This window comes from Salinicola corii, assembly GCF_008298015.1.
GTDB classification, from domain to species: Bacteria; Pseudomonadota; Gammaproteobacteria; order Pseudomonadales; family Halomonadaceae; genus Salinicola; species Salinicola corii.
Map to the genome: position 1 here is coordinate 57,362 of NZ_VTPX01000015.1, position 22,465 is coordinate 79,826.

Here is a 22,465-nt window from a genome sequence, read left to right on the forward strand (position 1 = left end):
CTCGATGCAAGCGGTGACGCAGTTTTCCGTGCGTGTGGTGCAGCGCTATCTGCCCAGCGCCTTCGTGCTGGCGGTGATTCTCACCGCCATCGTCTTCGTCCTCGGCATCGTGCTCGGTGAGCGTACGCCGCTGGACATGGCGCAGTACTGGGGCGAGGGCTTCTCCTCGCTGTTCAAGTTCGGCATGCAGATGGTGCTGGTGCTGCTGACCGGCTATGTGCTGGCGCTGACGCCGGTGATGCAGCGGCTACTCGGCGCGCTGACTCGGCAGGCCTCGACGCCGCGCCAGGCGCTGGCCATCACCATCGTGGTCAGCTTCGTCTGCTACTACCTCAACTGGGGCTTCGGCATGGTCGCCGGGGCGATCCTGGCCCGCGAGATGGGGCGCCGGGTGGCGGTGCACTTCCCGCTGATCGTGGCCGCCGCCTACGGTGGCGAGCTGGTGCGCGGGCCCTCGACCTCGATCCCGCTGGTGATCGCCACGCCGGGTCACTTCATGGAGGATGCGATCGGCATCGTGCCGGTCTCCGAGACCCTCTACGCCAGCTGGAACATCGCCCTGACCCTGGCGCTGCTGGCCCTGCTGGTGGCCTTCTTCATGCTGCAGAAACAACCCGAGCAGATCGTGCGCCTGGAGGCGGCGGACCCCGCCGAGGAGGCACCGGCCCAGCGCGGCGACGGCAGTTTCTCCGACTGGCTCGAACACAGCCGGCTGCCGACGCTGTTCCTGGGCCTGCTCGCCGCCGCCTATCTACTAGGCGAGGTGGCCAAGGGTGACTTCAGCATCAATCTCAACACGGTCATCCTGATCTTCTTCACCCTGGGCCTGCTGTTGCACCGCAGCGCGGCGGCCTACCTGGGCGCGGTAGAGAAGGCGGTGGGCGCCGCCCGCGGGATCATCGTGCAGTTCCCGCTCTACGCCGGCATCGCCGGGATGATGACCCATGCCGATCTGGTCACCCAGTTCTCCGAGGCGATCATCTCGATGGCCTCCCGCGAGACCTTCCCGCTGTGGACCTTTCTCTCCGCCGGGGCGGTCAACTTCTTCATCCCCTCCGGGGGTGGCCAGTGGGCGATCCAGGGGCCGATCATGATGAAGGCGGCCTACGCCCTCGGCGCCGATCCCGCGCGCACCATCATGGCGTTCACCTGGGGCGATGGCTGGACCAACCAGATCCAACCGTTCTGGGCGCTGCCGCTGCTCGGCGTGGCCGGGCTCTCGGCCCGCGACATCATGGGCTATCTGTTGATCTGGCTGGTGATCTCGGGCGTTGCCATTGCGGGGACGTTCGTCGCCCTGGCCACGTTCACCTAGACACTGTCCGATAATTGCCTGGGCGCACTCGAACCAAGGAGCCTCGTCATGCCTTTCGTCACGCTCGATGACCGCACCGTCGCCTATCGTCTGCTCGGCGGCGATACCCAGCCGCTGCTGCTGCTGGCCCATCCGCTGGGAATGAGTCAGGCGGTGTGGGACAGCGTCATCACCCCGCTGACCCGGCGCTTTCGCGTGCTCACCTGGGATCTGCCGGGACACGGCGCCAGTGAGGCATGGCCCGCGGCGCGGGGCGAGATCACCCCGGCGACGCTGGCCGCCGAGGCCCTGGCCCTGGCCGATCTCGCCGGGGCCGAGCGCTTCCACTTCGCCGGCACCTCGATCGGCGGTGTGATCGGCCAGCAGCTGCTGAGCGCGTATCCCGAGCGCCTGTTGTCGGCGACCCTGACCAACACCGGCGCGGTCATCGGCAGCGCCGAGATGTGGCAGACCCGCGCCAACCGGGTGCGCCGCGAGGGGCTGGCGGTGATGAGTGCGGAGATCGTGCCGCGCTGGTTCGCGCCGGCGCACACCGAGGCCGACCCGGCCCTGGCCGCCGGCTGGCGGGTGGCGATGTCGCGCAATGAGGCCGAGTCCTACGCACTGCTGTGCGAGATGCTCGGCCGCCACACCTTCGTCGGGCGTCTGGGCGCCAACGCCGGTGAGGCGACACGGGCGGTACCGCTCACGCTGATCGGCGGCAGCGAGGATGGCGCCACGCCACCGTCGACCCTCGCCGCGCTGGCCGAGGAGTGTGGTGCCGAGGCCCCGACGATTCTCGAGGGCGTGGGCCATGTGCCCTCGCTGGAGGCGCCGGCGCGCCTGGTGGAGTTGCTGCTGGCGCGGCTGTCACTGTCGCCGGCGATGGCCGAGCAGGGCGTCGATCTTGCCACCGGGCTGGAGACGCGCCGAGCGGTGCTCGGCGCCGACCACGTCGCCCGTGCCACCCAGCAGTCGACCTCACTCGACCGGCCGTTCCAGCAGATGATCTCGCGACTGGCTTGGGGAGAGCTGTGGACCAACCCGGATCTCGATCATCGCGAGCGCAGCATGATCACCACCGCGATTCTTGCCGCGCTGGGGCGCGAGGAGCTGACGCTGCATCTCAAGACCGCCAGACGGATCGGCCTGAGCGAGGCCGAGCTGCGCCAGGTGCTGATGCACGTGGCGGTCTACGCCGGGGTGCCGGCGGCCAATCACGCCTTCTCGTTGGCCAAGCAGCTGGGGTGGGGAGAGGAGAGCGAGTGAGAGTATCAGTTCTCACTGAGTTCGCAAGACGAACTAACGTTCGTCTAATGGACGAAGTGCGGCTGGCCCGCAAAGATATCAGTCGATATTAGAAACCGCCGGATAACAGGGACTCGACCATGAACCGCATCTTCGCTCGCACCGTTCTTGCACTCTCGGTAGCTGGAGCGGCCGCTGCCGCCCAAGCCGACACCACGCTTCGCATGTCGCATTTCTGGCCAGGTGGTTCGGCCATCAACCAGCAGATCTTCGAGAAATGGGCCAAGGCCATCGAAGAGGAGTCGGGCGGCTCGCTGAAGGTTCAGAACTTCCCCTCGCAGACCTTGAGCCAGGCCGACGAGACCTACGATGCCGCGGTCAATGGCATTGCCGATATCGGCATTACCGCTCAGGGCTATACCAACGGTCGCTTCCCGCTCAGCCAGATCGTCGAGCTGCCGGGTGTCGCCGAGTCGGCTCCGCAGGGTGCCTGCGTGTTGCAGACGCTTTACGACGACGGCCAGATCAGCGGCGAGTATGACGATTCCCACGTGCTGTTCATGTTCACCACCGGGCCGGGCTACATCCATACCAAGGAAACCAACGTGCAGAAGCCGGCGGACCTTGAAGGCCTGCGCATCCGCCGACCCACCGCGGTCGCCGGAGACATTCTCGAGAACATGGGCGCTCAGCCGGTGGGCATGCCCGCGCCGGATATCTACACCTCGATGCAGCGTGGCGTGATCGACGGTCTGAGCTTTCCCTGGGAGGGCATGAAAGGCTTCCGCCTCAACGAGCTATCCCGCTATCACACCCAGGTGCCGTTCTACACGCTGATCTTCGTCGCCACCATGAACAAGAACACCTACGAGTCGCTGACCCCTGAACAGCAGCAAGTGATCGACGACAACTCGGGAATGAAATGGGCGGACAAGGCCGGTCGGGTGTTTGCCGCTGAAGACAGGGCGGGTAAGCAGCAGGCCGAAGAGGCCGGCGATACCATTCGCGTGGTCGACAACCCGCTTGACGACCCCGTTTGGCAGAAGCCGCTCGAGGATGGCATCGACGGCTATTTGAGCGATCTCGAATCGCGTGGTCGCGATCAGGCGCGTGACGTCTACCAGGCCGCGCAGGATGCAAGCCAGGCCTGCGCGCAATAATTCGGAGCCCGATTCATGCATGCGCTTTTGCGGTTCAGCCGTTGGCTGGAAGTCTTTTCGCGGCTCATCGCCGGCATCGCCCTGATCGGCCTGTTGGGTGTCACGGTGGTCGACGTGGCGTTGCGCTATCTCTACCGCTTGAGCGACGGGGCCTTCTCGCTGAGCGTGGTGGGTAGCGTGGAGCTGGTCAGTTACCTGATGCTGTTCGCGCTGTTGGCGGCGATGGCCGCCAATGTCGAGAAGAGCCAGGTGGTGGTGGAGGCTTTCAGCCACAGCTTGCGCGATTCCCTCAAGGCGCGCATCGCCGGCGTTTACCTGCTGGGCTTCGTGGTACTGGGGCTGGTTTTGGCGTTTGGGTTATGGGATGCGGCGGCCAGCGCTGCCTCTCACGGCGAGACTACCCAGGACCTGCGCCTGCCGATGGCGCCGATCTATGCCATCGCTTCGGGGTTGTGTGTATTGCTCAGCGTGCGTTGCCTGCTCCACGCCGCGCTCGGGGCGGTATTTGCCCACCAAGTGGAGAGCGTCGAATGAGTAGTGAAATGATCGGCGCCCTGGGCCTCGGGTTGCTGCTGGTACTGATGGTGCTACGCGTTCCAGTGGCATTGTGCATGCTGATCGTCGGCGTCGGCGGCTTTGCTCAGGTGATCTCCTGGGGCGCGGCGCTGTCGATGGTAAAGTCGGTGCCGGTCGAGGTGCTGTCTAACTACAGCTTCAGCGCGATCCCTATGTTCATTCTGATGGGGGTGCTGGCGGCGCATTCCGGCATGGCCGGCAAGCTGTTCAATTCCGTACGGGTGATCTGCGGGGGCTGGAAGGGCGGCTTGGCAATCGCCGCGGTGGGCTCGTGCGGTATCTTCTCGGCGATTTCCGGATCGTCACTGGCCACCGCCAGCACCATGACCCGCGTCGCGCTGCCGGAAATGGAGCGTCATGGTTACAACCGCGGTCTGGCCACCGGGGCGCTGGCCGCAGGCGGCACGCTGGGGATCATGATCCCGCCGAGCATCGCGCTGTTGATCTACGCCATTCTTACCGAACAGTCGGTGGGCGACATGTTCATGGCCGGGCTGGTTCCCGGGCTGATGGGGCTTTTATTCTACGCCCTGACGGTGACCGTGGTGGTGCACCTCAGGCCCTCGCTGGCGGCGTCGGGCGAACGCACCTCGTGGCTCGAGAAGTTCGCCTCGCTGGCCGGACTGCTGCCGTTTTTTGGCGTGTTCCTGGTGATCATTCTGGGCATCTACTTCGGGCTGTTCACGCCCACCGAGGGCGCCAGTGTCGGGGCTTTCGTCACGTTACTCTATGCCCTTCTCAAGGGACTGCGTGGCAGAGAGCTATGGGCCGCGGTACAGGAGACGCTGGCGCTATCGACGGTGGTGTTTTTCATGCTGGTGGGCGCCGATACGCTGGGCTATTTCATCTCGGTGTCCCGGATATCGTTCTCGATCAGCGACTTCATTTTCGGCCTCTCGTTGTCGCCGGTAGTGGTTCTGCTGTGCATCCTGCTGCTGTATTTCGTGCTGGGCATGTTCATGGATTCGATCGCCATGCTGGTGATCACTGTGCCGGTGGTCTATCCGATCATCCAGGCGCTGGGCATAGACCCGATCTGGTTCGGCATCGTCACCGTGCTCACCGTGGAGCTCGGCCTGATCACCCCGCCGGTAGGCATGAACGTGTTCGTGATCAAGGCGATGGCCCCGCATGTGGGGTTGGGTGAGATATTTCGCGGCGTGGCACCGTTCATCGTCTCGGACTTCGTGCGCCTGGCGCTGCTGATCATCTTTCCGGCGCTGAGTCTCTTCTGGTTGACGCCGTGAAGCTGCCGGATTCCAGGAAGCAAGCTCGTGTACCGCCGGGGCCAGGTTGTCCGGCTAACCAGTTCAAGCACGCTTTAAGAGTTGGAGAATGACATGCCCAGCAACGATAACAAGCACTATGTGCCGCGCGACCGTAACTGGCATCCGCCCGCCCATGCGCCGGGCTACAAGACCACGGTGGCCCGCTCGCCGAGGCAGGCCCTGGTCAGCCTGCTGTCACCCACGGTCTCCGAGCGCGCCGGTCCCGACTTCACCCGCTTGCGCATGGGCCCGCACGACAACGACCTGCTGCTCAACTTTCGTGAAGACCCCGCGTTGGCGGGATCGGCCGGCCTGCCCATCGGCGAGCGCGTGATCATGTTCGGCCGCGTGGTCGATCAGTTCGGCAAGCCGGTGCCCCACACGCTGGTCGAAATGTGGCAGGCCAACGCTGGCGGCCGCTACCGTCACAAGAAGGACCGCTACCTCGCCCCGCTCGACCCCAACTTCGGTGGGGTCGGCCGCTGCCTGACCGACGAGTCGGGCTGGTATCGCTTCCGCACCGTCAAGCCCGGCCCCTATCCCTGGCCCAACGATGTCAACAGCTGGCGCCCGGCCCATATCCACGTCTCGGTGATGGGGCCCTCGATCTCCACCCGCTTGGTCACGCAGATGTACTTCGAGGGCGATCCGCTGATCCCGCTGTGCCCGATCGTCAACACGCTGCGCGATCCGGAAGCGGTCGAGACCATGATCGGCCGACTCGACATGGCCAACAGCCGCAGCATGGACTGTCTCGCCTACCGCTTCGACCTGGTGGTGCGCGGCGAGCTGCAGACCTACTTCGAGAATCAGGGTTAAGGAGCCAGCCATGCATCAGCCCAACACACGCCCGCTCACCCAGTCGCTGCTCAAGGAGACGGCCTCCCAGACCGCCGGCCCCTACGTCCATATCGGCCTGGCGCTGGATATCGCCGGTCTGCCGCCGCGGGAAGAGGAGATCTGGAACCGGCTCGCCAGCGACGATGCCAGGGGGGAGCGTATCGAACTGGTGGGGCGGGTCATCGACGGCAATGGCGACACCGTGCGCGATGCGCTGCTCGAAGCGTGGCAGGCCGACGCCGATGGCGAGTATCAGTGTCGGTTCGATCTCCAGGCGCCCTTCAACAGCTTCGGGCGCACCGCCGCCACGGTGGAGAACGACGGCGAGTGGACCTTTTCGACCGTCAAGCCGGGCGCAGTCGCGCTGCCGGACGGGCGGAAGATGGCACCGCACGTCAACCTGGCGGTCTTCGCCCGGGGCGTCAACGTTCAGCTCCATACCCGGCTCTACTTCGACGACGAGCGCGATGCCAACGACGCCTGCCCGATTCTCAACTCGGTCGAGTCCCCGACCCGGCGCCGGACCCTGATCGCGATCCGCGAGGAGGCCGGCGAACAGCGGCGCTACCGATTCGACATCCGGCTGCAGGGCGAGGGCGAGACGGTGTTCTTCGATTTTTGAGCCCGCTTCGCTCCGCGCTACCTCACCCGGGCCGCTCGCCGTCGAGCGGCTTTCTCGTTGGGTTGGGCGAGGCTCAGTCGCTTCCCCGCTGCCGAAATGCCTTTGGCGTCATGCCGGTGCCGCGCTTGAAGAAGCGGGTGAAGTAGGTGGGCTCGGAGAATCCCAGCCGCTCGCTGACCTGGGCGATGCTCTGCTGGGTGTAGGTGAGCTGGCGTTTGGCTTCGAGCAGCAGCCGGGCATGCAGGAGCTGGAGCGCGCTGTGACCGGTGAGGCGGCGACAGAGATCGTTGAGATGAGCGTCGCTGATGCCGAGCTCGGCGGCCAGCTCGGGAATGGCGGGCTGCCGTGTAAAACGCGTCTCGATCAGCGTCTGGTAGCGGTCGAGATGCTGCTCGCCGCGGTCGTGCCCGGTGCGAGGAAAACGACGCCGCCGTCTGGCGCGGCGCCACAGCTGGAGCGTCACCGCCTCGATCAGCGCCTGCAACATGGCTTCGCGGCCGTCGTGACCTCCCGCCGGCGTGCGTCGGTACTCGGCGTCCAGCGCGTCGACCAACTGGGCCAGGGGCATCGATTCGGCCTGTTCGGCCAGGGGGTAATGGGCGGCGTCATCCAGGACCTCGGCCTGGGGCAGCCGCTCGCGCAGGTGCTCCACCAGCGGCCGGGCGAGCGTGACGATATGCCCCTGGGTCTGCGGCGAGAAGCGAAACCCGTGGACCACGGTCGCTGGCACGCAAATCGTCGCCGGGGCGTCGAGCGCCGCCTCCATCTCCCCCAGTCGCAGCGCGACCTCGCCCTCCCGCAGCAGCAGCAGGTGCATCAGGTCGGCGTGGCGATGGGGGCGGATATGCCAGGCGTGGAGCCGGCTACGTTCGGCAATGGTTTCGCAGTGCAGCAGGTCCGGGGTTGGCCAGTGACGGGTTTCGCCGTAGAGCTGATAGGTGGGGATGGGCATGAGGGCGTCGTCGGCTCGCGGATGGATCGGATAAGACTAAAGTCAGCGCCGTATCCCTGAAAATTAACATTTTGGCTGTGAATCTTATCTTATACCGTGCTCTCTGGTGGCAAAGAATGGTGGCGAAAAATGACATTCGGCAAGGTCATTCGCCCACCTTCGAGGGAGACGCCCCATGCAGACATCCGTGGCGATCATCGGCGCCGGCCCCGCCGGCCTGCTGCTGGGACAGCTACTGCACCGCCAGGGCATCGACAACGTCATCGTCGAGCGCCGCCCGGTGGCCTACGTGCTGGGTCGCATCCGCGCCGGCGTGCTGGAGCAGGGCATGGTCGATCTGCTCCGGGAAGCCGGCGTCGGCACGCGCCTGGACGCCGAGGGCATCCCCCACGACGGCTTCGAGCTGGCGCTGGGCGAGCGCCGCGTGCGTATCGATCTGGCCGCGCTGACCGGCGGCAGGCGCGTCACCATCTACGGCCAGACCGAAGTCACCCGTGACCTGATGACCGCGCGCCAGGCGGCCGGGCTGACCACGCTCTACGAATCCGAGAATGTCAGACTGCATGGGCTCGACAGCGAGTCGCCCGCCCTCACCTTTACTCACAACGGCGACTCGATACGGCTGCGCTGCGATTACATTGCCGGTTGCGACGGTTTCCATGGCGTCTCGCGCCAATCGATTCCCGCCGACCGTCTCCAGACATTCGAGCGCGACTACCCGTTCGGCTGGCTGGGGCTGCTGTCGGACACGCCGCCGGTGCACGACGAACTGATCTACTCGAGCCATGAACGCGGATTCGCGCTGTGCAGCATGCGCTCCCGTGAACGCAGCCGCTACTACCTGCAGGTGCCGGCGGGAGAGCGGGTCGAGGCGTGGTCGGACGACCGCTTCTCGGAGGAGCTGTCGCGGCGCTTGCCGTCGGACGTGGCCGGGAAACTGGTCACCGGGCCATCGCTGGAGAAGAGCATCGCACCGCTGCACAGTTTCGTCGCCGAGCCGATGCAGCACGGGCGACTGTTCCTGGCGGGGGACGCCGCCCATATCGTGCCGCCCACCGGCGCCAAGGGGCTCAACCTGGCCGCCAGCGACGTCGGCGTGCTCCAGCGGCTGCTTACCGCCATCTACCACCAGGGGCGTACCGACCTGATCCCGCGTTATTCGCAGACCTGTCTGCGCCGGGTCTGGAAGGCCGAGCGTTTCTCCTGGTGGATGACCCGCAATCTGCACCGCTTTGCCGACGCCGCCGATTTCGACGAGCGCATCCGGCAGGCCGAGTTCGATTACTTTCTCGGCTCCCGGGCCGGGTTGACGACCATTGCCGAGAACTACGTGGGATTGCCCTATGAAACCCTGGCATGACCGGATGATGACGAAGCGGCGGCTCCGACGATGCTTGAAACGAGCCGGAGCGCGCTACCAGCGCTGGCTCGAACGGTATGCAAGGGACGCCGATCTCGAGTCGCTTTTCTGGCTCTGATCGGCCCCGCGCCTTGCGCTCGTCACGGACGCTGCCAACCGATCACCTCCAGCGCTCGCTGCCGGTTGGCTTCCGTGGCCTGGCTGAGCAGGCTCCCGCCCACGCATAGCGCCAGATTGAGCAGCAGTCCCCACAACCCGCTGTAGACGCCCAGCGGGCGGTAGCCGGCGAACGTGAAGACGGCGGCCAGTACGGTGCCGGCGAGCATGCCGACGAACACCGCCTGGGTATTGAGCCGGCTCCAGTAGAGGCCGAGGATCAGCGCCGGCGCGGTCTGGATCAGCACCTCGAACTTGAGCACGAAGATCTGATAGAGCGTGCCCGGCGGATACCAGGCGATCAGCACCAGCACGACGACGGCGACCAAACCGACCAGCTTGCCCACCAGGATCTTGCGCGATTCATCGGCGTCAGGAGCAATGTAGCGCCCGTAGAGGTCGTTGGAGACGATCGACGAGAACGTCAGCAGCACCGAGTCGGCCGTCGACACGATGGCCGCGATCACGCCGCCGAACAGCAGCACCATCGCCCAGTAGAAGAAGGCGTTCTGATTGGCCAGCGCATTGGCCATCATCCCCACCAACTGCTCGGACTCCGCGGTGGTCAGGTCGGGGAAGGCGGCGATGCCGATGATCCCGACCATGAACACCACCCCGGCGGTCAAAAACGGCATGTAGGCCATGCGGATGAAAGAGCGCTTGAGCGTGCGCTCGCTGCGCGCCGCGAAAATTCGCTGGAAAGCGTGCGGATAGATCGCCGCGCCGATACCCACCAGCACCAGCAGGCAGAACCAGGTGGTGAGACTTCCCCCGGTCGGGGCCCCCAACTTCTCCGGCGCCTCGGCGATCATCGTCTCGGCTGCCGTGGGCAGCCCGCCGAGATAGATCAGCGAGCCGATCAGCAGGGTGAACACGCCAAATAGCAGGGCGATGCCCTGGATCGTGTCGGTGTAGGCCACCGAGCGCATGCCACCCAGCCAGCTATAGGCGACCATGATCACGATGAAGAACACCACCCCGACCTGATAGGGGATCGTGCCGCCGGTAAGACCGGATACGCCCTGGCCGATGGCGACGAACTGCTCCAGCAGATAGTTGCCGAGACCGTAGAGCATCAGGATCGCGGCCAGGATCGTGACCTTCTTCGAGCGGAAGCGCAGATCGATCCAGTCCACCGGCGTCAACAGATTGAAGCGCCGACCCAGCGCATAAAGCCTGGGCGCGAACAGCAGGTAGACCATGATGATCATGATGAAGAACGGTACGGAAACCAGATATTGGTAGCCGAGTCGATAGGCCGTTGGGGGGTAGCCGACCACGGTATTGCCGCTGTACTGGGTCGCGAAAAAGGTAAAGAACAGCACCATGACCCCGAGGCCACGACCGCCCAGATAGTACTCGTCGAGACTTTCACGAACCTTGCGATTACGCAGGAAGGCGTAAACGCCCACGGCGAGCATCAGACCGCCGTAGAGCATCAATACCAGAATGCCGGACCACCCGCTGAAGGCCAGTTCCACTTCCATCGTCACAGCCCCTCGTCTTCGTCAGCGCCGGTTTCCCACTGTGTCATTACCACCCAGGTGATAAAGATCGACAATGCGAGCGAGGCGAGCAGGATGATCAGTGCCCAGTAGGGAACGCCGAAGAATAGAGGCGACCAGGAGCCGGCGGGGAAATACCAGGGATTGATCAGGGCGAACAGAATGACGAAGCCGATCCAGACCAGCGGTTTCTTGACCGGTTCACTGATTCTTTTTTTCATTGAAGGACCTCGGAGGCGTGCGAGATGGTGATACCAAATTGGCGAAAAACGGTCGAAAAGCGCCACCGGCGGCGAGCGAGGAGACTATAGCCATCCGTGGCGATGGCTGGCCATTATCGGTTGGGAAAGTGGGGCTTCGTCTATGGCGAAGAACTGCGACATTGGTCGTAATGGCCTCCGGAGCAGGAGATAGCCACCGGTCGGGTGCTCGATCTCGTCATGCCCCTCGCTTTCGCAGCATCCAGGCCGCGCCGAGAGCGGAGAGCAGACAGCCGGAGGCCAGGTAGATGGCGACTGGCGTCCAGCTGCCGCCATAGAAATCCACCAGCGCGGCGGCGATGAACGGGGTGAAGCCGCCACCGATCACGCTGGCGACCTGGTAGCCCACTCCGGCGCCACTGTAGCGGTAGGCGGTTCCGAACAGCTCGGCGAAGATCGGTTGCTGCACGCTGACCACCATGTCGTGGGCGAGATTGGCCAGGGCCACGGCGAACACCACGATCCACAGGATCGAACCGACCTGCAGCGCGATGAAGAACGGGAAAGCGGTCAGCATGCCGACGATGGCACCGGTGATATAGACCCGTCGCCGCCCCAGCGTGTCGGCGAGGAACGCGAACAGCGGAATGGTGATGCAGCTGATCGCGCCGACCAGCAGCCCGATATGCAGGAACAGGTCGCGGGAGAGATCGAGATAGCCGGTGGAGTAGCTCAGCGCGAAGGTGGTCACGATATACATCGTGAACAGCTCGGCGAGGCGCATGGCGATGATGGTGACGAAAGCCCCGGGGTGGCGTTTGAGCGCCTTGAGGATCGGCGGCCTGGCCGGCTTGCGGTCACCGTGTTCGACCGCGGCGACGAATTCCGGCGACTCCTCGAGGCTCGAACGGATCTTCAGCGCCACCAGCACCAGTACCACGCTGAACAGAAACGGCAGACGCCAGCCCCAGGCGGTGAAGTCGGCATCGCTCAGCCAGTAGCTGAGCAGCGACACGCTGCCGGTAGCCAGGATCAGGCCCACGCCGTAACCTACCTGCACGCCACTGGAGTAGAACGCGCGGCGGCCGCGTGGTGCGCTTTCCACCGCCATCAAGGCGGCGCCACCCCACTCCCCGCCGACGGCGAAACCCTGAACCGCACGTAGCGTCACCAGCAGGATCGGTGCCCACACGCCGATCTCGGCGTAGGTCGGCAGCAGGCCGATCAGTGCCGTCGCACCGCCCATCAGGATCACTGTCAGGATCAGCATGCGTTTGCGACCCAGGCGATCGCCGTAATGACCGAATACCAGCCCGCCGAGCGGGCGAAACAGAAAGCCGACGCCGAAGGTGGCCAGTGCCGCCAAGGTGCCGGCGGCCGGGCTGACGTTGGGAAAGAACTGCGAGTTGAAAACCAGCGCGGCGACGATCCCGTAGAGCAGGAAGTCGTACCAGTCGACCACGGCGCCGACGAAACTGCCGATGGCGGCACGTCTGGCCTGGCTTGTCGAGTGGGCGGGGGCGGGGACGGTGGTCGTGGCTGGCGTGCTCATCCGTAACTCTCGGTGGTCGGTGTCTTGTGATCGAGGCGCTGGTAAGCGCGGCGACGGGGCGGCGGCATATCTTACGGCATTGCGCTGCCGGGCACAGACCCTGCGGTGGATCGCGCCCCTCGGCCCGACGCGTCTACGGCTTCGGCGGTTCCAGGATCTGAAGTTCGCGATCCCAGCGGCGCAGGAAGGCCTGGCGGCGCAGTGGATCGACGAACGCCAGCAGCGTGGCGTTGATCGGGATCGGGTAGAGGTGATCGCCAACCTGGTCGCGCAGCCGCTGGGCGGTGTAGGGGCCGACGACATCGTCACGCACGCTGAACAGCGGCGTCTGGCCGGCCAGGATATGCTGGCCCCGTTGGCTCAGCAGGAAACTGACGAAGCGTTTGGCCGCCGCTGGATGCGGCGCGTCGCGATGGACGAACGCCATCCGCATCATCACCAGCGAGTAGTCGTTGGGGACCTGAACGATGATGTCGGGATGGGTCTGGGCCCACACCATGGCATAGGAGCCCAGCAGGTTGTAGCCGAGCCAGTAGCGGCCGTCGCTGAGTCCTTCCAGCATGCGCTGGGTCGTGGCTTCGAGGTCGACATTGGCGGCGCCCATGGCGGCGATCAGGTCCCAGGCACGGGGCGTGTAGCGGGCATCCTGCTGGAAAAGGGTGTAGCCCACCCCGCTCTTGCGTGGCGAATAACTGACCACGCGACCGTCGAGCCACTGGCGGTAGCGAGTCAGCAGGTCGAGCAGGTCGCGGTGGGTCTCCGGCGGTGGCATGTGCGAGGCGAGCTCGAGCCGGTAGGCCATCACCACCGGTTCGAAGGTGAAGCCGAAAACCTCGTTGCGCCATTTGGCCCACGCCGGCCACTGGTCGGCCTCCGGGGCGTCGAGCGGCTGGGCCATCCCATCGTTGCTGAGCGCCAGCTGCCACGGCATCGCCGAGCTGATCACCACGTCCGGCGGCGATTCGGGATCCCGGGCGCGCCGGTCGACCTCCAGCGTGGAGCGATCACGGTAGTCGAGGTCGATCCGCGGGTTCTCGGCAGCGAAGGCGGCCAGCACCGGCTCGACGATCTGACGGTCCAGTGCCGCTTCGATGATCAGCCTTTCGTCCCCGCGGGCTGTGCCGCTGCTGCCGGCACCGAGGCATAGCGACAACAATAGGCCCAGGCCAAAGTGGAGGCGTCTTGTCATCCTGCGCGCCCCTCGGGTGGCTGACAGCGTGGCAACGTCAGGCAAACCCTGAGCCCGCGAGGTGCCCGATTGGAAACTTCCAGCCGGCTGCCGTGGCGTCCGGCGATGGAGTCGGCGATGGCCAGGCCGAGTCCGGACCCGTGGGTGTCCTGGCGATGACCGCGCTCGAACGGTCGCGTCAGGCGGTCGAGGGATTCGGCATCGACGCCGGGGCCGTCGTCCTCGATGGCCAGCGTCACCCAGGCATCATCGCCGCGGAGCGCCAGCGTGATCTCGCTGCCGGGCGGTGTATAGCGAAAGGCGTTGTCGATCAGGTTGTTGAGCAGTTCGCGCAGGGCCCAGCTTTCCCCCTCGACCCAGACCGGGGCCGGTACCTCGATGGCGAGCCCGAGGTCGTGATCGCGACTGTCCTGGCGATCGGCCCAATCGACGGTGATCTCGCGCATCAGTCGATCCAGTGCCAGCGGCTGGCGTTCATGCAATGGCCCCAGATGCTGCAGGCGGGTCAGACTCAGCATCTGTCCGGCCAGGCGACTGGTACGCCCGGCGCTGTCGTGAACGGTGACCAGGGCCTGGTGCCAGACGCCGGGCTCATTGCTGGTCAGCGCCAGTTCGCTGGTGCTCTGGAGTCCCGCCAGCGGAGTCTTGAGCTGATGCGATGCGTCGGCGATGAAGCGCAGCAGCGCGTCGCGATGATGGCGCTGGTCGGCGAACAACCGGTTGAGCGTTTCGACCAGCTCCTGCATCTCCCGCGGCACGTCGAGCATCAACGGGCTGTTCTCCTCGGCGCGACGCTCCCTCAGTGCCTGGCGCAGGCGTCGCAGCGGCGCCAGCATGGTGTGCATCGCGATCCCCACCAGGGCCGCAGTGATCAGCACCATTGCGGCGAAGCGGGTCGCGCTCTTGCGGAACAGCTCCCGCGCCAGCAGGTCGCGCCCATGGCGGGTATGCCCCACCCAGAGCTGCACCGGCTCCTGGGTATCCCAGCCGGCGGAGTCCACCTCGCGGCCGCTGAGACGGATCGGCTCGCCATCGTGAATGGCATCCAGGTAGACCGGCTGCCGACGCGCGTCGGCCTGCATCGCAGCGGTGATCGGCAGATCGGCATTCTGGGTGATCGTGGTGCCGTTGTCCGCCTGCAGCCAGTAGAACACCCGTTCCTGCCAGCGGGTGGCCAGGATCTGCAGCGCCGAGGCGGGCATCTCCAGGGTGGGGTTGCCCTCCGGCCACTGCAGCGATTCGGCGATGGTCAGACTGGCGGCCTCGAGCTGGCCATCCATGGCCCGGTCCGCCGCCTTGCGCGCGCTGGTGTAGGCCTCGATCAGCAGCAGCGTTCCCAATCCGGCGACGATCACCACGAGCCATAGCGTCAGTCGCCGCTTGAGCGAGGTGCGAGGTGGCATCACTCAGGCCGCCCCTCCCCGAAGGACTCCCGCGGCTCCTCGAGTCGATAACCCAGGCCGCGTAGCGTCCGAATCGACAGCCCGGAGCCGGCCAGGCGCTTGCGCAGCCGGCTGACGTAGACGTCCAGGGCGTTGGCGCCCACCGCCTCGAAGCCGAACAGCCGGTTCTCCAGGGCTTCGCGCTGCACGATGCGCCCCGCGTTGAGCATCAGCGCTTCCAGCAGGCTGAACTCGCGCCTCGGCAGATCGAGGGCCGCTCCGTCCAGCCAGGCGCTGGCCGAGCGGGTATCCAGCACCAGGCCGCCGAAACGAACGCTGTTGTCGAGCCGTTGCTGGCTGCGGCGCAGCAGGGCGCGTACCCGGGCTTCCAGTTCGGTGATCGAGAACGGCTTGGCGAGATAGTCGTCGGCGCCGAGGTCCAGCCCGCGCACGCGATCCTCGAGGGCGTCCCGCGCGGTGAGAATCATCACCGGCGTCGAGTCGGTATGGGCGCGCATCCACTCGAGGACGTCGAGGCCGTTGCCATCGGGCAGGCCCAGGTCGAGCAGCACCAGATCGAAACGACCCTGACGCAGTGCCTGGATGGCGTCGTCGATACGGGCCAGGGCGTCGACGGTATAGCCATGGCGCGTCATCGCCTGGGCCAGCGAGCGCGACAGCAGCGGGTCATCCTCGATCACGAGCAGATGCATGGCGATGTCTCGCGTCATCGAATCCCCATGCCTTATGCGACTAATGTCCTATACGACAAAGGTTTAGATGACAGGTTGATGAAAGGTTAGCGCTCTAGCATCGCGCTGTCGGTGGGCAGAGCCGGCCCGAGACCGGTGCCCGCCATGAGCTTTGCGAGCATAACAACCCAGGTAGGAGACGCACAGCATGCCCCAGAATCACATGTCCAAAGCGAAAGGCCTTCAACGCTGGCTGGTCGCCGCCGTTACCGGTGGTGCGCTGCTGGCCGGCGCCGTCCAGGCCCAGGCCAAGCCGCCGGAGTGCATCGCGCCGGCCAAACCGGGTGGCGGTTACGACCTGACCTGCCGTCTGGCAGCCAATGGCCTGCAGGAAGCCAAGTTGATCGACGAGCCGATGATGGTCAGCTACATGCCGGGCGGTATCGGTGCCGTCGCCTACAACCATGTCACCGGCGTGCGCGATGACGATCCCAACCTGATCGTGGCGGCCAGTACCGGCGCGGCGTTGAATCTGGCGCTGGGCAAGTTCGGCATCAAGCACAAGGTCGACGACGTGCGCTGGGTCGGTGCGCTGGGCGTCGACTACGGCGCGGTCGTCGTCCGCAAGGACGCGCCCTGGAACAACCTCGACGAACTGATGAAAGCGCTGAAGAAGGATCCTTCCAGCGTGGTCATCGGTGCCGGCGGCACGGTCGGCAGCCAGGACTGGATGAAGGCGGCGCTGATGGCCAAGGCCGACGAGGTCGATCCGCGCAAGCTGCGCTACGTCTCCTTCGAGGGTGGCGGTGAGGCGCTGGCCGCACTGCTGGGTGAACACATCCAGGTCTTCACCGGCGACTTGGCCGAGCTGAAGCCACAGCTCGACAGCGGCGAGATTCGTATTCTGGCGGCCCTCTCCGAAGAGCGCATGGGCGGGCCCTACGCGGACATCCCTACTGCCAAGGAGCAGGGCTACGACGTCGAATGGCCGATCTGGCGCGGTTATTACATGGGTCCGGATGTCAGCGACGAAGAGTACCAGGCGTGGGCCGACCGTCTGAAAGCGCTGAGCGAGACAGAAAGCTTCGCCAAGCTGCGTGAAGGTCGCGGTCTGTTCCCGATGGCCAAGTTCGGTGAAGACTTCCACCAGTACGTGAAAGATCAGGTTGCCGACTTCCAGCAACTGTCCAAAGAAGTGGGTCTGACCCAATGAAACTCGCCGCCGACCGAATCCTGAGCCTGCTGTTACTCGGTCTGGCGGCGTTCGTCGCCGTCCAGGCCTGGCAGTTGGAGGTGCCGTTCAGTTACGACCCGGTCGGGCCGAAAGCCTTTCCGCTGATTCTCGCGGGGCTGCTGGCGGTATTGGCCGTGGTGCTGTTCGTGCGCCCGGGCGCCGGCGGTGAGTGGCCGACCGGCGCGCTGTTGCTGCGCCTGCTCTTCACCATGGCCGTGCTGGGTCTCTATGCGGCGCTGTTCATCAACCTCGGTTTCCTGGTGACGACCGCTCTGGTCAGCATCGTCATCGCCTGGCTGTTCGGTGCCGGGCCGTTGAAAGCGGTCGTCGGCGGCCTGCTGCTGGCGGTGGGCAGTTATCTGCTATTCACCTACGGACTGGGAATCTCGCTGCCGACCGGTAGCTGGATCGAGCCGCTGCTGGGGAGCAATTAAATGTTCGATTTTCTGATCCAGGGCTTCGGTGTCGCGCTGACGCCGCTCAACCTGGGGCTGGCCTTCCTGGGCGCGCTGCTCGGGACGCTGTTCGGTGCCTTGCCGGGTATCGGGCCGATCAACGGTATCGCCATCCTGATGCCGCTGGCCTACACGCTGGGCCTGCCGGCGGAATCCGCGCTCATCCTGCTGGCGGGTATCTACACCGGTTCCGAGTACGGCGGGAGGATGTCGAGCATCCTGCTCAACGTGCCCGGTGATGCCGGCGCGGTCATGACCACGCTGGACGGCCACCCGCTGGCCAAGAAGGGGCTCGCCGGGCCGGCCCTGGGCCTGTCCGCCGTCAGTTCGTTCATCGGGGCGACCGTCGCGATCATCGGCCTGACCCTGTTTGCGCCGCTGCTGGCGATCGTCGCCGTCAAGTTCGGCCCCGCCGAATTCTTCGCGCTGATGATCTTCGCCTTCGCTTCCATGTCCGCCATGATGGGCAAGGATCCACTCAAGACCCTGATCGGTGCGGTGCTTGGCGTGCTGATCTCCACCGTCGGCGTCGACTCCGGCACCGGCGTGCTGCGCTTCACCTTCGACATGCCCGAGCTCTACGACGGCATCGATTTCGTGGTGATGATCATTGGCTTGTTCGCGGTCAGCGAGATCCTGCTGATGCTCGAGCACGCCTTCCGCCACGACCAGGACGGTGAGATGGCGCCGATCGGCCGGGTCATGGTCAAGATGAGCGAAGTGCTGTACTGCAAGTGGGCGATCCTGCGCTCCAGCGTGATCGGCTTCGTCATCGGCGTGCTGCCGGGCACCGGCGCCTCCGTTGCCAGCGCCGTGGCCTATACCACCGAAAAGCGCATCAGCGACCACGATAATAGCTTCGGCACCGGCAACATGCGCGGGCTGGCCGCGCCGGAAGCGGCCAACAACGCCTCCGCCGCCGGCTCCTTCGTGCCGATGCTGACGCTGGGCATTCCCGGCTCCGGCACCACTGCGATCCTGCTCGGCGCGCTGATGCTCTACAACATCAATCCCGGCCCGATGATGTTCCGCGAGCAGCCGGTGGTGGTGGGCGGCCTGATCGCCTCGCTCTATATCGGCAACGTCATGCTGCTGCTGCTGAACCTGCCGCTGGCCGGCGTCTTCGCCCGCGTGCTGCAGGTGCCGCGCTGGCTGCTGGTACCGAGCGTGGCGATCCTCGCCTTCGTCGGCGTCTATCAGCTTCACTCCGACCTGATGGCGATCTACCTGATGCTGGTCATCGGCGTGTTCGGCTATCTGCTGCGCAAGTTCGGCTTCTCGCTGGCGCCGGTGGTGCTCGGCTTCGTGCTCGGCGGCTTGATGGAGGAGAACCTGCGTCGGGCGCTGTCGATCAGCGGTGGCGATGCCGGCATCCTGTTTCAGTCGAGCCTGTCGATCGGGCTGTGGATCGCCGCCGCGCTGGTGGTACTGGTGCCGATGTTCGCGGGCAAGCTCAAGGCGAAATTCCTGCCGGCAGCCAAGGCGTCCTGATACCGGGATGGAGTGATGCGCTGGCAGCAGTGGACGGCCCCGCTTTCGCGGGGCCTTTTCAATCCCGCCCGTCATAAGAACCCATAAGTCAGACTAGTCGAAATTATGGTTACGGTTGCATATCCGGCTGTCGAGAAACAGCGTGGTCTCCATGAGTGCGGTTATTGATAGTCAACGTGCCTGATTTTTCTTGTTATTACGAGAAAGCTCCCTTTCCCAGAAAGAAATTCCCTCTATCCGATGAGGGGGATAATCTGCCGAATCTCGTTGGCACTTTTATAGGTGGAAATGGCCATGGAAGATATGCGGAAAGTCAAGATTGAACAGGCAGAATTGAAGAAGATCGCGGTCGAGGCGTTGGAGCGTCTCGGTATCGTGACGGACGAAGCCGAGGATGTGGCTGATGTGCTGATCATGGCTGACATGTTTGGAATCCACACGCATGGCGTGGCTCGCATCATGTCGTATGGAGAGCGAATAGAGATAGGCGGAATCAACGCCAATCCTCGTCTCGAATTACATCAGACCTATCCCACCGTGGCGACGCTCGACGGGGATAATGCGCTCGGTCCGCTGCTCGGAAAGAGGGCACTTTCCCGATCCATGAAGATGGCATCTGAGTTCGGTGTTGGCATGGTCTTCGTCAGGGGAAGCAATCACTTTGGACCTATCATGCCCTACTCGTTCATGGCCGCCGAGCAGGGTTTCATGAGCTTCATCGCCAGCAACGCCACGACGACGATAGCCCCCTATGGTGGAACTTCTCCAAAGTTGGGCAATAACCCTCTGGGCTTCGGTTTTCCCAATCCCCGAGGAGAGCACTTTCTACTGGACATGGCGTTGAGCACGGTTGCCCGTGCGAAGATTCGATCCGCAAGAGACCGGGGAGAGTCGATTCCGCTCGATTGGGCGGTAGACGCCAGCGGTGTTCCAACGAGTGACCCCAGCGAGGCGCTTGCCGGTATGCTGCAGACGATTGGCGGTCATAAGGGCTATGGCCTGGCACTTGCCGTGGACATGCTGGCTGGTGTTCTGTCTGGGGCGGCTTATCTCAATCATGTCAAAGCCTGGGACAAGCAGCCCGATCAGCCTCAGAACTTGGGTCACTTCTTTTTGACTATCAATACTAAAGGATTGGGCGGAGAGGGCTGGCTTGGTGAGAGAATGAACGACTTTTTCGATATCATTCACGATACGCCGGCCATCGATGATGAAAGGCCCGTGCAGTTGCCAGGCGAGAGAGAACTCGTAGCCCTCCGGCATCATCTCGCGCATGGTCTGGATTACGATGCGCATCAACTGAACGCGCTGCGGGCTTATTAGCCAGGGGCGATAAACGTCTAGAGGAACCGGTGAAACACGACCTTGCTTCGTTGAACATTTTTCTCTGCGTGGCGGAGGAGAAAAGTCTGACACGGGCTTCCGTGAGAGCCCATATTGCCGTCTCCGCGGTCAGCAAGAGGATAGCCGAACTCGAAGGCAGGGTCGGGACGCCCCTGTTCGTACGCTTTGCACGGGGTGTGGAGTTGACGGCGGCGGGAGAAGCTCTATTGGTACATGTGCGCAGCGTCTTTGTCAGGATTGAAGAAATGGACGAGGAGCTGGCGAGCTTTTCCGAAGAGCTTCGGGGAAATATCAGGATTTGCGCCACGACCTCCGCGCTCTCGCAGTTCCTACCGTTCGATATCGCGTCTTTTCGACATAAGTACCCTAGAATTAATCTGGATATCGAAGGGCGAGTGGGAGGCGCCATCCTTCGTGCCTTGAGAGAGGGCGAGGCGGATCTGGGCGTTTTTTCCGTGGAATCCTCCCCACCCGATATCGAAGTTTTCCGGTATCGCACCTATGAGCTGGCGTTGGCGGTCCCCATGGGGCATTCGCTGGTCAACGGCTCGTCCATACGATATGAGGCGCTGGCCGGGTATTCGATGGTCGCTCAGCACGCTGACAGCCTGTTGTACGAACGTCTGGAAAAAGAGGCTGAAAGCCGTGGCTTCCGGTTGAAGGTTGGCGTCAGAGTCAGCAGTTTTGATTGCATGTGCCAACTGGTTGCCTGTCAATATGGTCTGGCGATAATGCCAAGAGAGACCATCGAAGTCTATGCGAAGTCCATACCCATCGTTGCGATTTCTTTGGATGAGGATTGGGCCGAGCGCGACCTTGTCGTCGGCGTCAAGGCCAATCGATATCTGGACCCGGCGGTTAAGTCTTTAGTGGAACACTTGACGCACTATTGATTGCTAAGACGCTGTCTTTTTTTAGTTTTCTGTTAGTGGAAAGACAGGCTTATCTGATAGCGAATTCTCAGACGATTTTTGAGCGTTTAGTTTTTCTCTGTCTCCAATATTTTCGGTGCGGTTACGATCATTTTGGTGCAGATAATTAACTGAGGGTTCGACAATGAAGCACGCCATTATCAAAACGTTTCTTCTTTTTCCCTTCCTGATTTTCAGCTCACTGACCCTGGCCTACGAGCCGGGTAGCAAAACCGAGTGCATTGCCCCGGCGGATCCGGGTGGAGGGTGGGACTTCACCTGCAGAAACGCAGCCAATGTTTTCAAGGAGCTCGGGCTCGTACCGAAGACTATGCAGACCATCAACATGGCAGGGGCGGGGGGTGGCGTCGCCTTCGCCCACACCGTGAGCAAGCGCAGTGGCGACGATGACCTGCTCGTTGCGGCTTCCACTTCGACCGTTACTCGCCTGGCTCAAGGTCAGTTCCCGGGTATGGACGCTAGCATGGTGAACTGGCTGGGAGCGATCGGCGCCGACTATGGTGTGATCGCGGTCTCCAAGGACTCTCCCTACCACAACCTCAACGAGCTGATGGAGGCGATGAAGCAGGACCCGCGTGCGGTCAAGTTCGCCGGCGGTAGCGCCAACGGCGGCTGGGACCACCTCAAGGTACTGATCGCGGCCAAGGCGGCCGGTGTCGACGGTCTTCCACGCGTCCCCTACCTCTCCTACAACAACGGTGGCGAAGCGCTTACACAGTTGGTCGGTGGCCATGTGGGCGCGTTCACCGGTGATATCACCGAGGCCAGGGGATTCTTCGAGTCCGGTGACATCCGCGTCCTGGCCGTGCTCTCCGAGGATCGCCTTCCGGAAGAGTTTTCCACTATCCCCACCGCCAGGGAACAGGGGATCGATGCGATCGGCGCGAACTGGCGCGGCTTCTACATGCCGGCCGATATAGACGACGACGCCAAGCAGTACTGGGTCGATGCCGTCGACAAGCTCTACGCCAGCGACCAGTGGAAGCAGGTCATGAAGAGCAATGGCCTGATGC

General features: G+C 64.0%; 21 protein-coding genes. 14 read left to right on the top strand and 7 right to left on the bottom strand.

The window, feature by feature from the left end:
• Positions 1–4: 4 nt before the first annotated feature.
• From F0A16_RS18970 to pcaG, 7 genes are all read left to right on the top strand, one after another.
• Positions 5–1,315 (top strand): short-chain fatty acid transporter, encoded by a 1,311-nt coding sequence (locus F0A16_RS18970; RefSeq protein WP_149437182.1) that lies wholly within the window; start codon positions 5–7, stop codon positions 1,313–1,315.
• A gap of 48 nt (positions 1,316–1,363) precedes the next feature.
• Entirely contained in the window at positions 1,364–2,563 is a 1,200-nt protein-coding gene (locus F0A16_RS18975) for an alpha/beta fold hydrolase (protein WP_149437184.1), read from the top strand.
• A 119-nt stretch (positions 2,564–2,682) separates the two neighbouring features.
• Positions 2,683–3,702, top strand: a complete 1,020-nt coding sequence (locus F0A16_RS18980; protein ID WP_149437186.1) for a TRAP transporter substrate-binding protein — start codon at positions 2,683–2,685, stop codon at positions 3,700–3,702.
• A 15-nt stretch (positions 3,703–3,717) separates the two neighbouring features.
• The gene (locus tag F0A16_RS18985; protein ID WP_149437188.1) at positions 3,718–4,236 is read left to right on the top strand and encodes a TRAP transporter small permease; all 519 of its coding nucleotides are present in this window, start codon (positions 3,718–3,720) and stop codon (positions 4,234–4,236) included.
• Entirely contained in the window at positions 4,233–5,525 is a 1,293-nt protein-coding gene (locus tag F0A16_RS18990) for a TRAP transporter large permease (protein ID WP_149437191.1), read from the top strand. The genes F0A16_RS18985 and F0A16_RS18990 overlap by 4 nt, the downstream gene beginning before the upstream one ends.
• Before the next feature lie 93 nt (positions 5,526–5,618).
• Positions 5,619–6,365, top strand: coding sequence for a protocatechuate 3,4-dioxygenase subunit beta (pcaH, locus tag F0A16_RS18995; protein ID WP_149437193.1), 747 nt, complete (start codon positions 5,619–5,621; stop codon positions 6,363–6,365).
• Positions 6,366–6,375: 10 nt separating this feature from the next.
• Positions 6,376–7,008 carry a protocatechuate 3,4-dioxygenase subunit alpha gene (gene pcaG, locus F0A16_RS19000; protein ID WP_149437195.1) on the top strand — a complete coding sequence of 211 codons (633 nt, stop codon included), beginning with the start codon at positions 6,376–6,378 and terminating at the stop codon, positions 7,006–7,008.
• 73 nt (positions 7,009–7,081) lie between these two features.
• On the opposite strand, the gene F0A16_RS19005 is transcribed toward pcaG, so the two are convergent.
• On the bottom strand, positions 7,082–7,960 hold the full coding sequence (locus tag F0A16_RS19005; RefSeq protein WP_149437197.1) for a helix-turn-helix domain-containing protein: 879 nt from the start codon (positions 7,958–7,960) through the stop codon (positions 7,082–7,084).
• A gap of 175 nt (positions 7,961–8,135) precedes the next feature.
• Between F0A16_RS19005 and pobA the strand changes: the two genes are divergently transcribed.
• Positions 8,136–9,320 carry a 4-hydroxybenzoate 3-monooxygenase gene (gene pobA / locus F0A16_RS19010; RefSeq protein WP_149437199.1) on the top strand — a complete coding sequence of 395 codons (1,185 nt, stop codon included), beginning with the start codon at positions 8,136–8,138 and terminating at the stop codon, positions 9,318–9,320.
• A 140-nt stretch (positions 9,321–9,460) separates the two neighbouring features.
• On the opposite strand, the gene F0A16_RS19015 is transcribed toward pobA, so the two are convergent.
• The 6 genes from F0A16_RS19015 to F0A16_RS19040 all read right to left on the bottom strand — a co-directional run bounded on the left by F0A16_RS19015 (position 9,461) and on the right by F0A16_RS19040 (position 16,017).
• Positions 9,461–10,963, bottom strand: coding sequence for a sodium:solute symporter family protein (locus tag F0A16_RS19015; RefSeq protein ID WP_149437201.1), 1,503 nt, complete (start codon positions 10,961–10,963; stop codon positions 9,461–9,463).
• A gap of 2 nt (positions 10,964–10,965) precedes the next feature.
• The gene (locus tag F0A16_RS19020; RefSeq protein WP_149437203.1) at positions 10,966–11,202 is read right to left on the bottom strand and encodes a hypothetical protein; all 237 of its coding nucleotides are present in this window, start codon (positions 11,200–11,202) and stop codon (positions 10,966–10,968) included.
• A 217-nt stretch (positions 11,203–11,419) separates the two neighbouring features.
• The gene (shiA, locus tag F0A16_RS19025; protein WP_149437204.1) at positions 11,420–12,733 is read right to left on the bottom strand and encodes a shikimate transporter; all 1,314 of its coding nucleotides are present in this window, start codon (positions 12,731–12,733) and stop codon (positions 11,420–11,422) included.
• Positions 12,734–12,866: 133 nt separating this feature from the next.
• Positions 12,867–13,922, bottom strand: coding sequence for an ABC transporter substrate-binding protein (locus F0A16_RS19030; RefSeq protein WP_149437206.1), 1,056 nt, complete (start codon positions 13,920–13,922; stop codon positions 12,867–12,869).
• The gene (locus F0A16_RS19035; protein WP_149437208.1) at positions 13,919–15,325 is read right to left on the bottom strand and encodes a sensor histidine kinase; all 1,407 of its coding nucleotides are present in this window, start codon (positions 15,323–15,325) and stop codon (positions 13,919–13,921) included. The genes F0A16_RS19030 and F0A16_RS19035 overlap by 4 nt, the downstream gene beginning before the upstream one ends.
• Positions 15,325–16,017, bottom strand: a complete 693-nt coding sequence (locus F0A16_RS19040; protein WP_149437210.1) for a response regulator — start codon at positions 16,015–16,017, stop codon at positions 15,325–15,327. Before F0A16_RS19040 ends, F0A16_RS19035 begins: the two co-directional genes overlap by 1 nt.
• A 187-nt stretch (positions 16,018–16,204) precedes the next feature.
• Between F0A16_RS19040 and F0A16_RS19045 the strand changes: the two genes are divergently transcribed.
• The 6 genes from F0A16_RS19045 to F0A16_RS19070 form a co-directional block, all read left to right on the top strand.
• Positions 16,205–17,209 carry a Bug family tripartite tricarboxylate transporter substrate binding protein gene (locus F0A16_RS19045; RefSeq protein WP_239023889.1) on the top strand — a complete coding sequence of 335 codons (1,005 nt, stop codon included), beginning with the start codon at positions 16,205–16,207 and terminating at the stop codon, positions 17,207–17,209.
• Positions 17,206–17,664: a tripartite tricarboxylate transporter TctB family protein gene (locus tag F0A16_RS19050; RefSeq protein ID WP_149437212.1), complete on the top strand. Its 459-nt coding sequence runs from the start codon at positions 17,206–17,208 to the stop codon at positions 17,662–17,664. Before F0A16_RS19045 ends, F0A16_RS19050 begins: the two co-directional genes overlap by 4 nt.
• The gene (locus F0A16_RS19055) at positions 17,665–19,176 is read left to right on the top strand and encodes a tripartite tricarboxylate transporter permease (protein ID WP_149437214.1); all 1,512 of its coding nucleotides are present in this window, start codon (positions 17,665–17,667) and stop codon (positions 19,174–19,176) included. It abuts the gene before it with no gap.
• A 294-nt stretch (positions 19,177–19,470) separates the two neighbouring features.
• The gene (locus F0A16_RS19060) at positions 19,471–20,499 is read left to right on the top strand and encodes an Ldh family oxidoreductase (protein WP_187776076.1); all 1,029 of its coding nucleotides are present in this window, start codon (positions 19,471–19,473) and stop codon (positions 20,497–20,499) included.
• Between the two features lie 29 nt (positions 20,500–20,528).
• On the top strand, positions 20,529–21,413 hold the full coding sequence (locus F0A16_RS19065) for a LysR family transcriptional regulator (RefSeq protein WP_149437218.1): 885 nt from the start codon (positions 20,529–20,531) through the stop codon (positions 21,411–21,413).
• Positions 21,414–21,576: 163 nt separating this feature from the next.
• On the top strand, positions 21,577–22,465 hold an 889-nt coding region (locus F0A16_RS19070; protein WP_149437219.1), incomplete at its 3' end, for a Bug family tripartite tricarboxylate transporter substrate binding protein.

Excerpts from the sequence above, each read along its gene's own strand:
- pobA (WP_149437199.1), top strand. The coding sequence starts at position 8,136 with ATGCAGACATCCGTGGCGATCATCGGCGCCGGCCCCGCCGGCCTGCTG.
- F0A16_RS19040 (WP_149437210.1), bottom strand. The coding sequence starts at position 16,017 with ATGCATCTGCTCGTGATCGAGGATGACCCGCTGCTGTCGCGCTCGCTG.
- F0A16_RS19035 (WP_149437208.1), bottom strand. The coding sequence starts at position 15,325 with ATGCCACCTCGCACCTCGCTCAAGCGGCGACTGACGCTATGGCTCGTG.
- F0A16_RS18985 (WP_149437188.1), top strand. The coding sequence starts at position 3,718 with ATGCATGCGCTTTTGCGGTTCAGCCGTTGGCTGGAAGTCTTTTCGCGG.
- F0A16_RS19055 (WP_149437214.1), top strand. The coding sequence starts at position 17,665 with ATGTTCGATTTTCTGATCCAGGGCTTCGGTGTCGCGCTGACGCCGCTC.
- F0A16_RS19030 (WP_149437206.1), bottom strand. The coding sequence starts at position 13,922 with ATGACAAGACGCCTCCACTTTGGCCTGGGCCTATTGTTGTCGCTATGC.
- pcaG (WP_149437195.1), top strand. The coding sequence starts at position 6,376 with ATGCATCAGCCCAACACACGCCCGCTCACCCAGTCGCTGCTCAAGGAG.
- F0A16_RS19015 (WP_149437201.1), bottom strand. The coding sequence starts at position 10,963 with ATGGAAGTGGAACTGGCCTTCAGCGGGTGGTCCGGCATTCTGGTATTG.
- F0A16_RS19020 (WP_149437203.1), bottom strand. The coding sequence starts at position 11,202 with ATGAAAAAAAGAATCAGTGAACCGGTCAAGAAACCGCTGGTCTGGATC.
- F0A16_RS18980 (WP_149437186.1), top strand. The coding sequence starts at position 2,683 with ATGAACCGCATCTTCGCTCGCACCGTTCTTGCACTCTCGGTAGCTGGA.
- F0A16_RS18970 (WP_149437182.1), top strand. The coding sequence starts at position 5 with ATGCAAGCGGTGACGCAGTTTTCCGTGCGTGTGGTGCAGCGCTATCTG.
- F0A16_RS19005 (WP_149437197.1), bottom strand. The coding sequence starts at position 7,960 with ATGCCCATCCCCACCTATCAGCTCTACGGCGAAACCCGTCACTGGCCA.
- F0A16_RS19045 (WP_239023889.1), top strand. The coding sequence starts at position 16,205 with ATGCCCCAGAATCACATGTCCAAAGCGAAAGGCCTTCAACGCTGGCTG.
- shiA (WP_149437204.1), bottom strand. The coding sequence starts at position 12,733 with ATGAGCACGCCAGCCACGACCACCGTCCCCGCCCCCGCCCACTCGACA.
- F0A16_RS18990 (WP_149437191.1), top strand. The coding sequence starts at position 4,233 with ATGAGTAGTGAAATGATCGGCGCCCTGGGCCTCGGGTTGCTGCTGGTA.
- F0A16_RS19050 (WP_149437212.1), top strand. The coding sequence starts at position 17,206 with ATGAAACTCGCCGCCGACCGAATCCTGAGCCTGCTGTTACTCGGTCTG.
- F0A16_RS19060 (WP_187776076.1), top strand. The coding sequence starts at position 19,471 with ATGGAAGATATGCGGAAAGTCAAGATTGAACAGGCAGAATTGAAGAAG.
- pcaH (WP_149437193.1), top strand. The coding sequence starts at position 5,619 with ATGCCCAGCAACGATAACAAGCACTATGTGCCGCGCGACCGTAACTGG.
- F0A16_RS18975 (WP_149437184.1), top strand. The coding sequence starts at position 1,364 with ATGCCTTTCGTCACGCTCGATGACCGCACCGTCGCCTATCGTCTGCTC.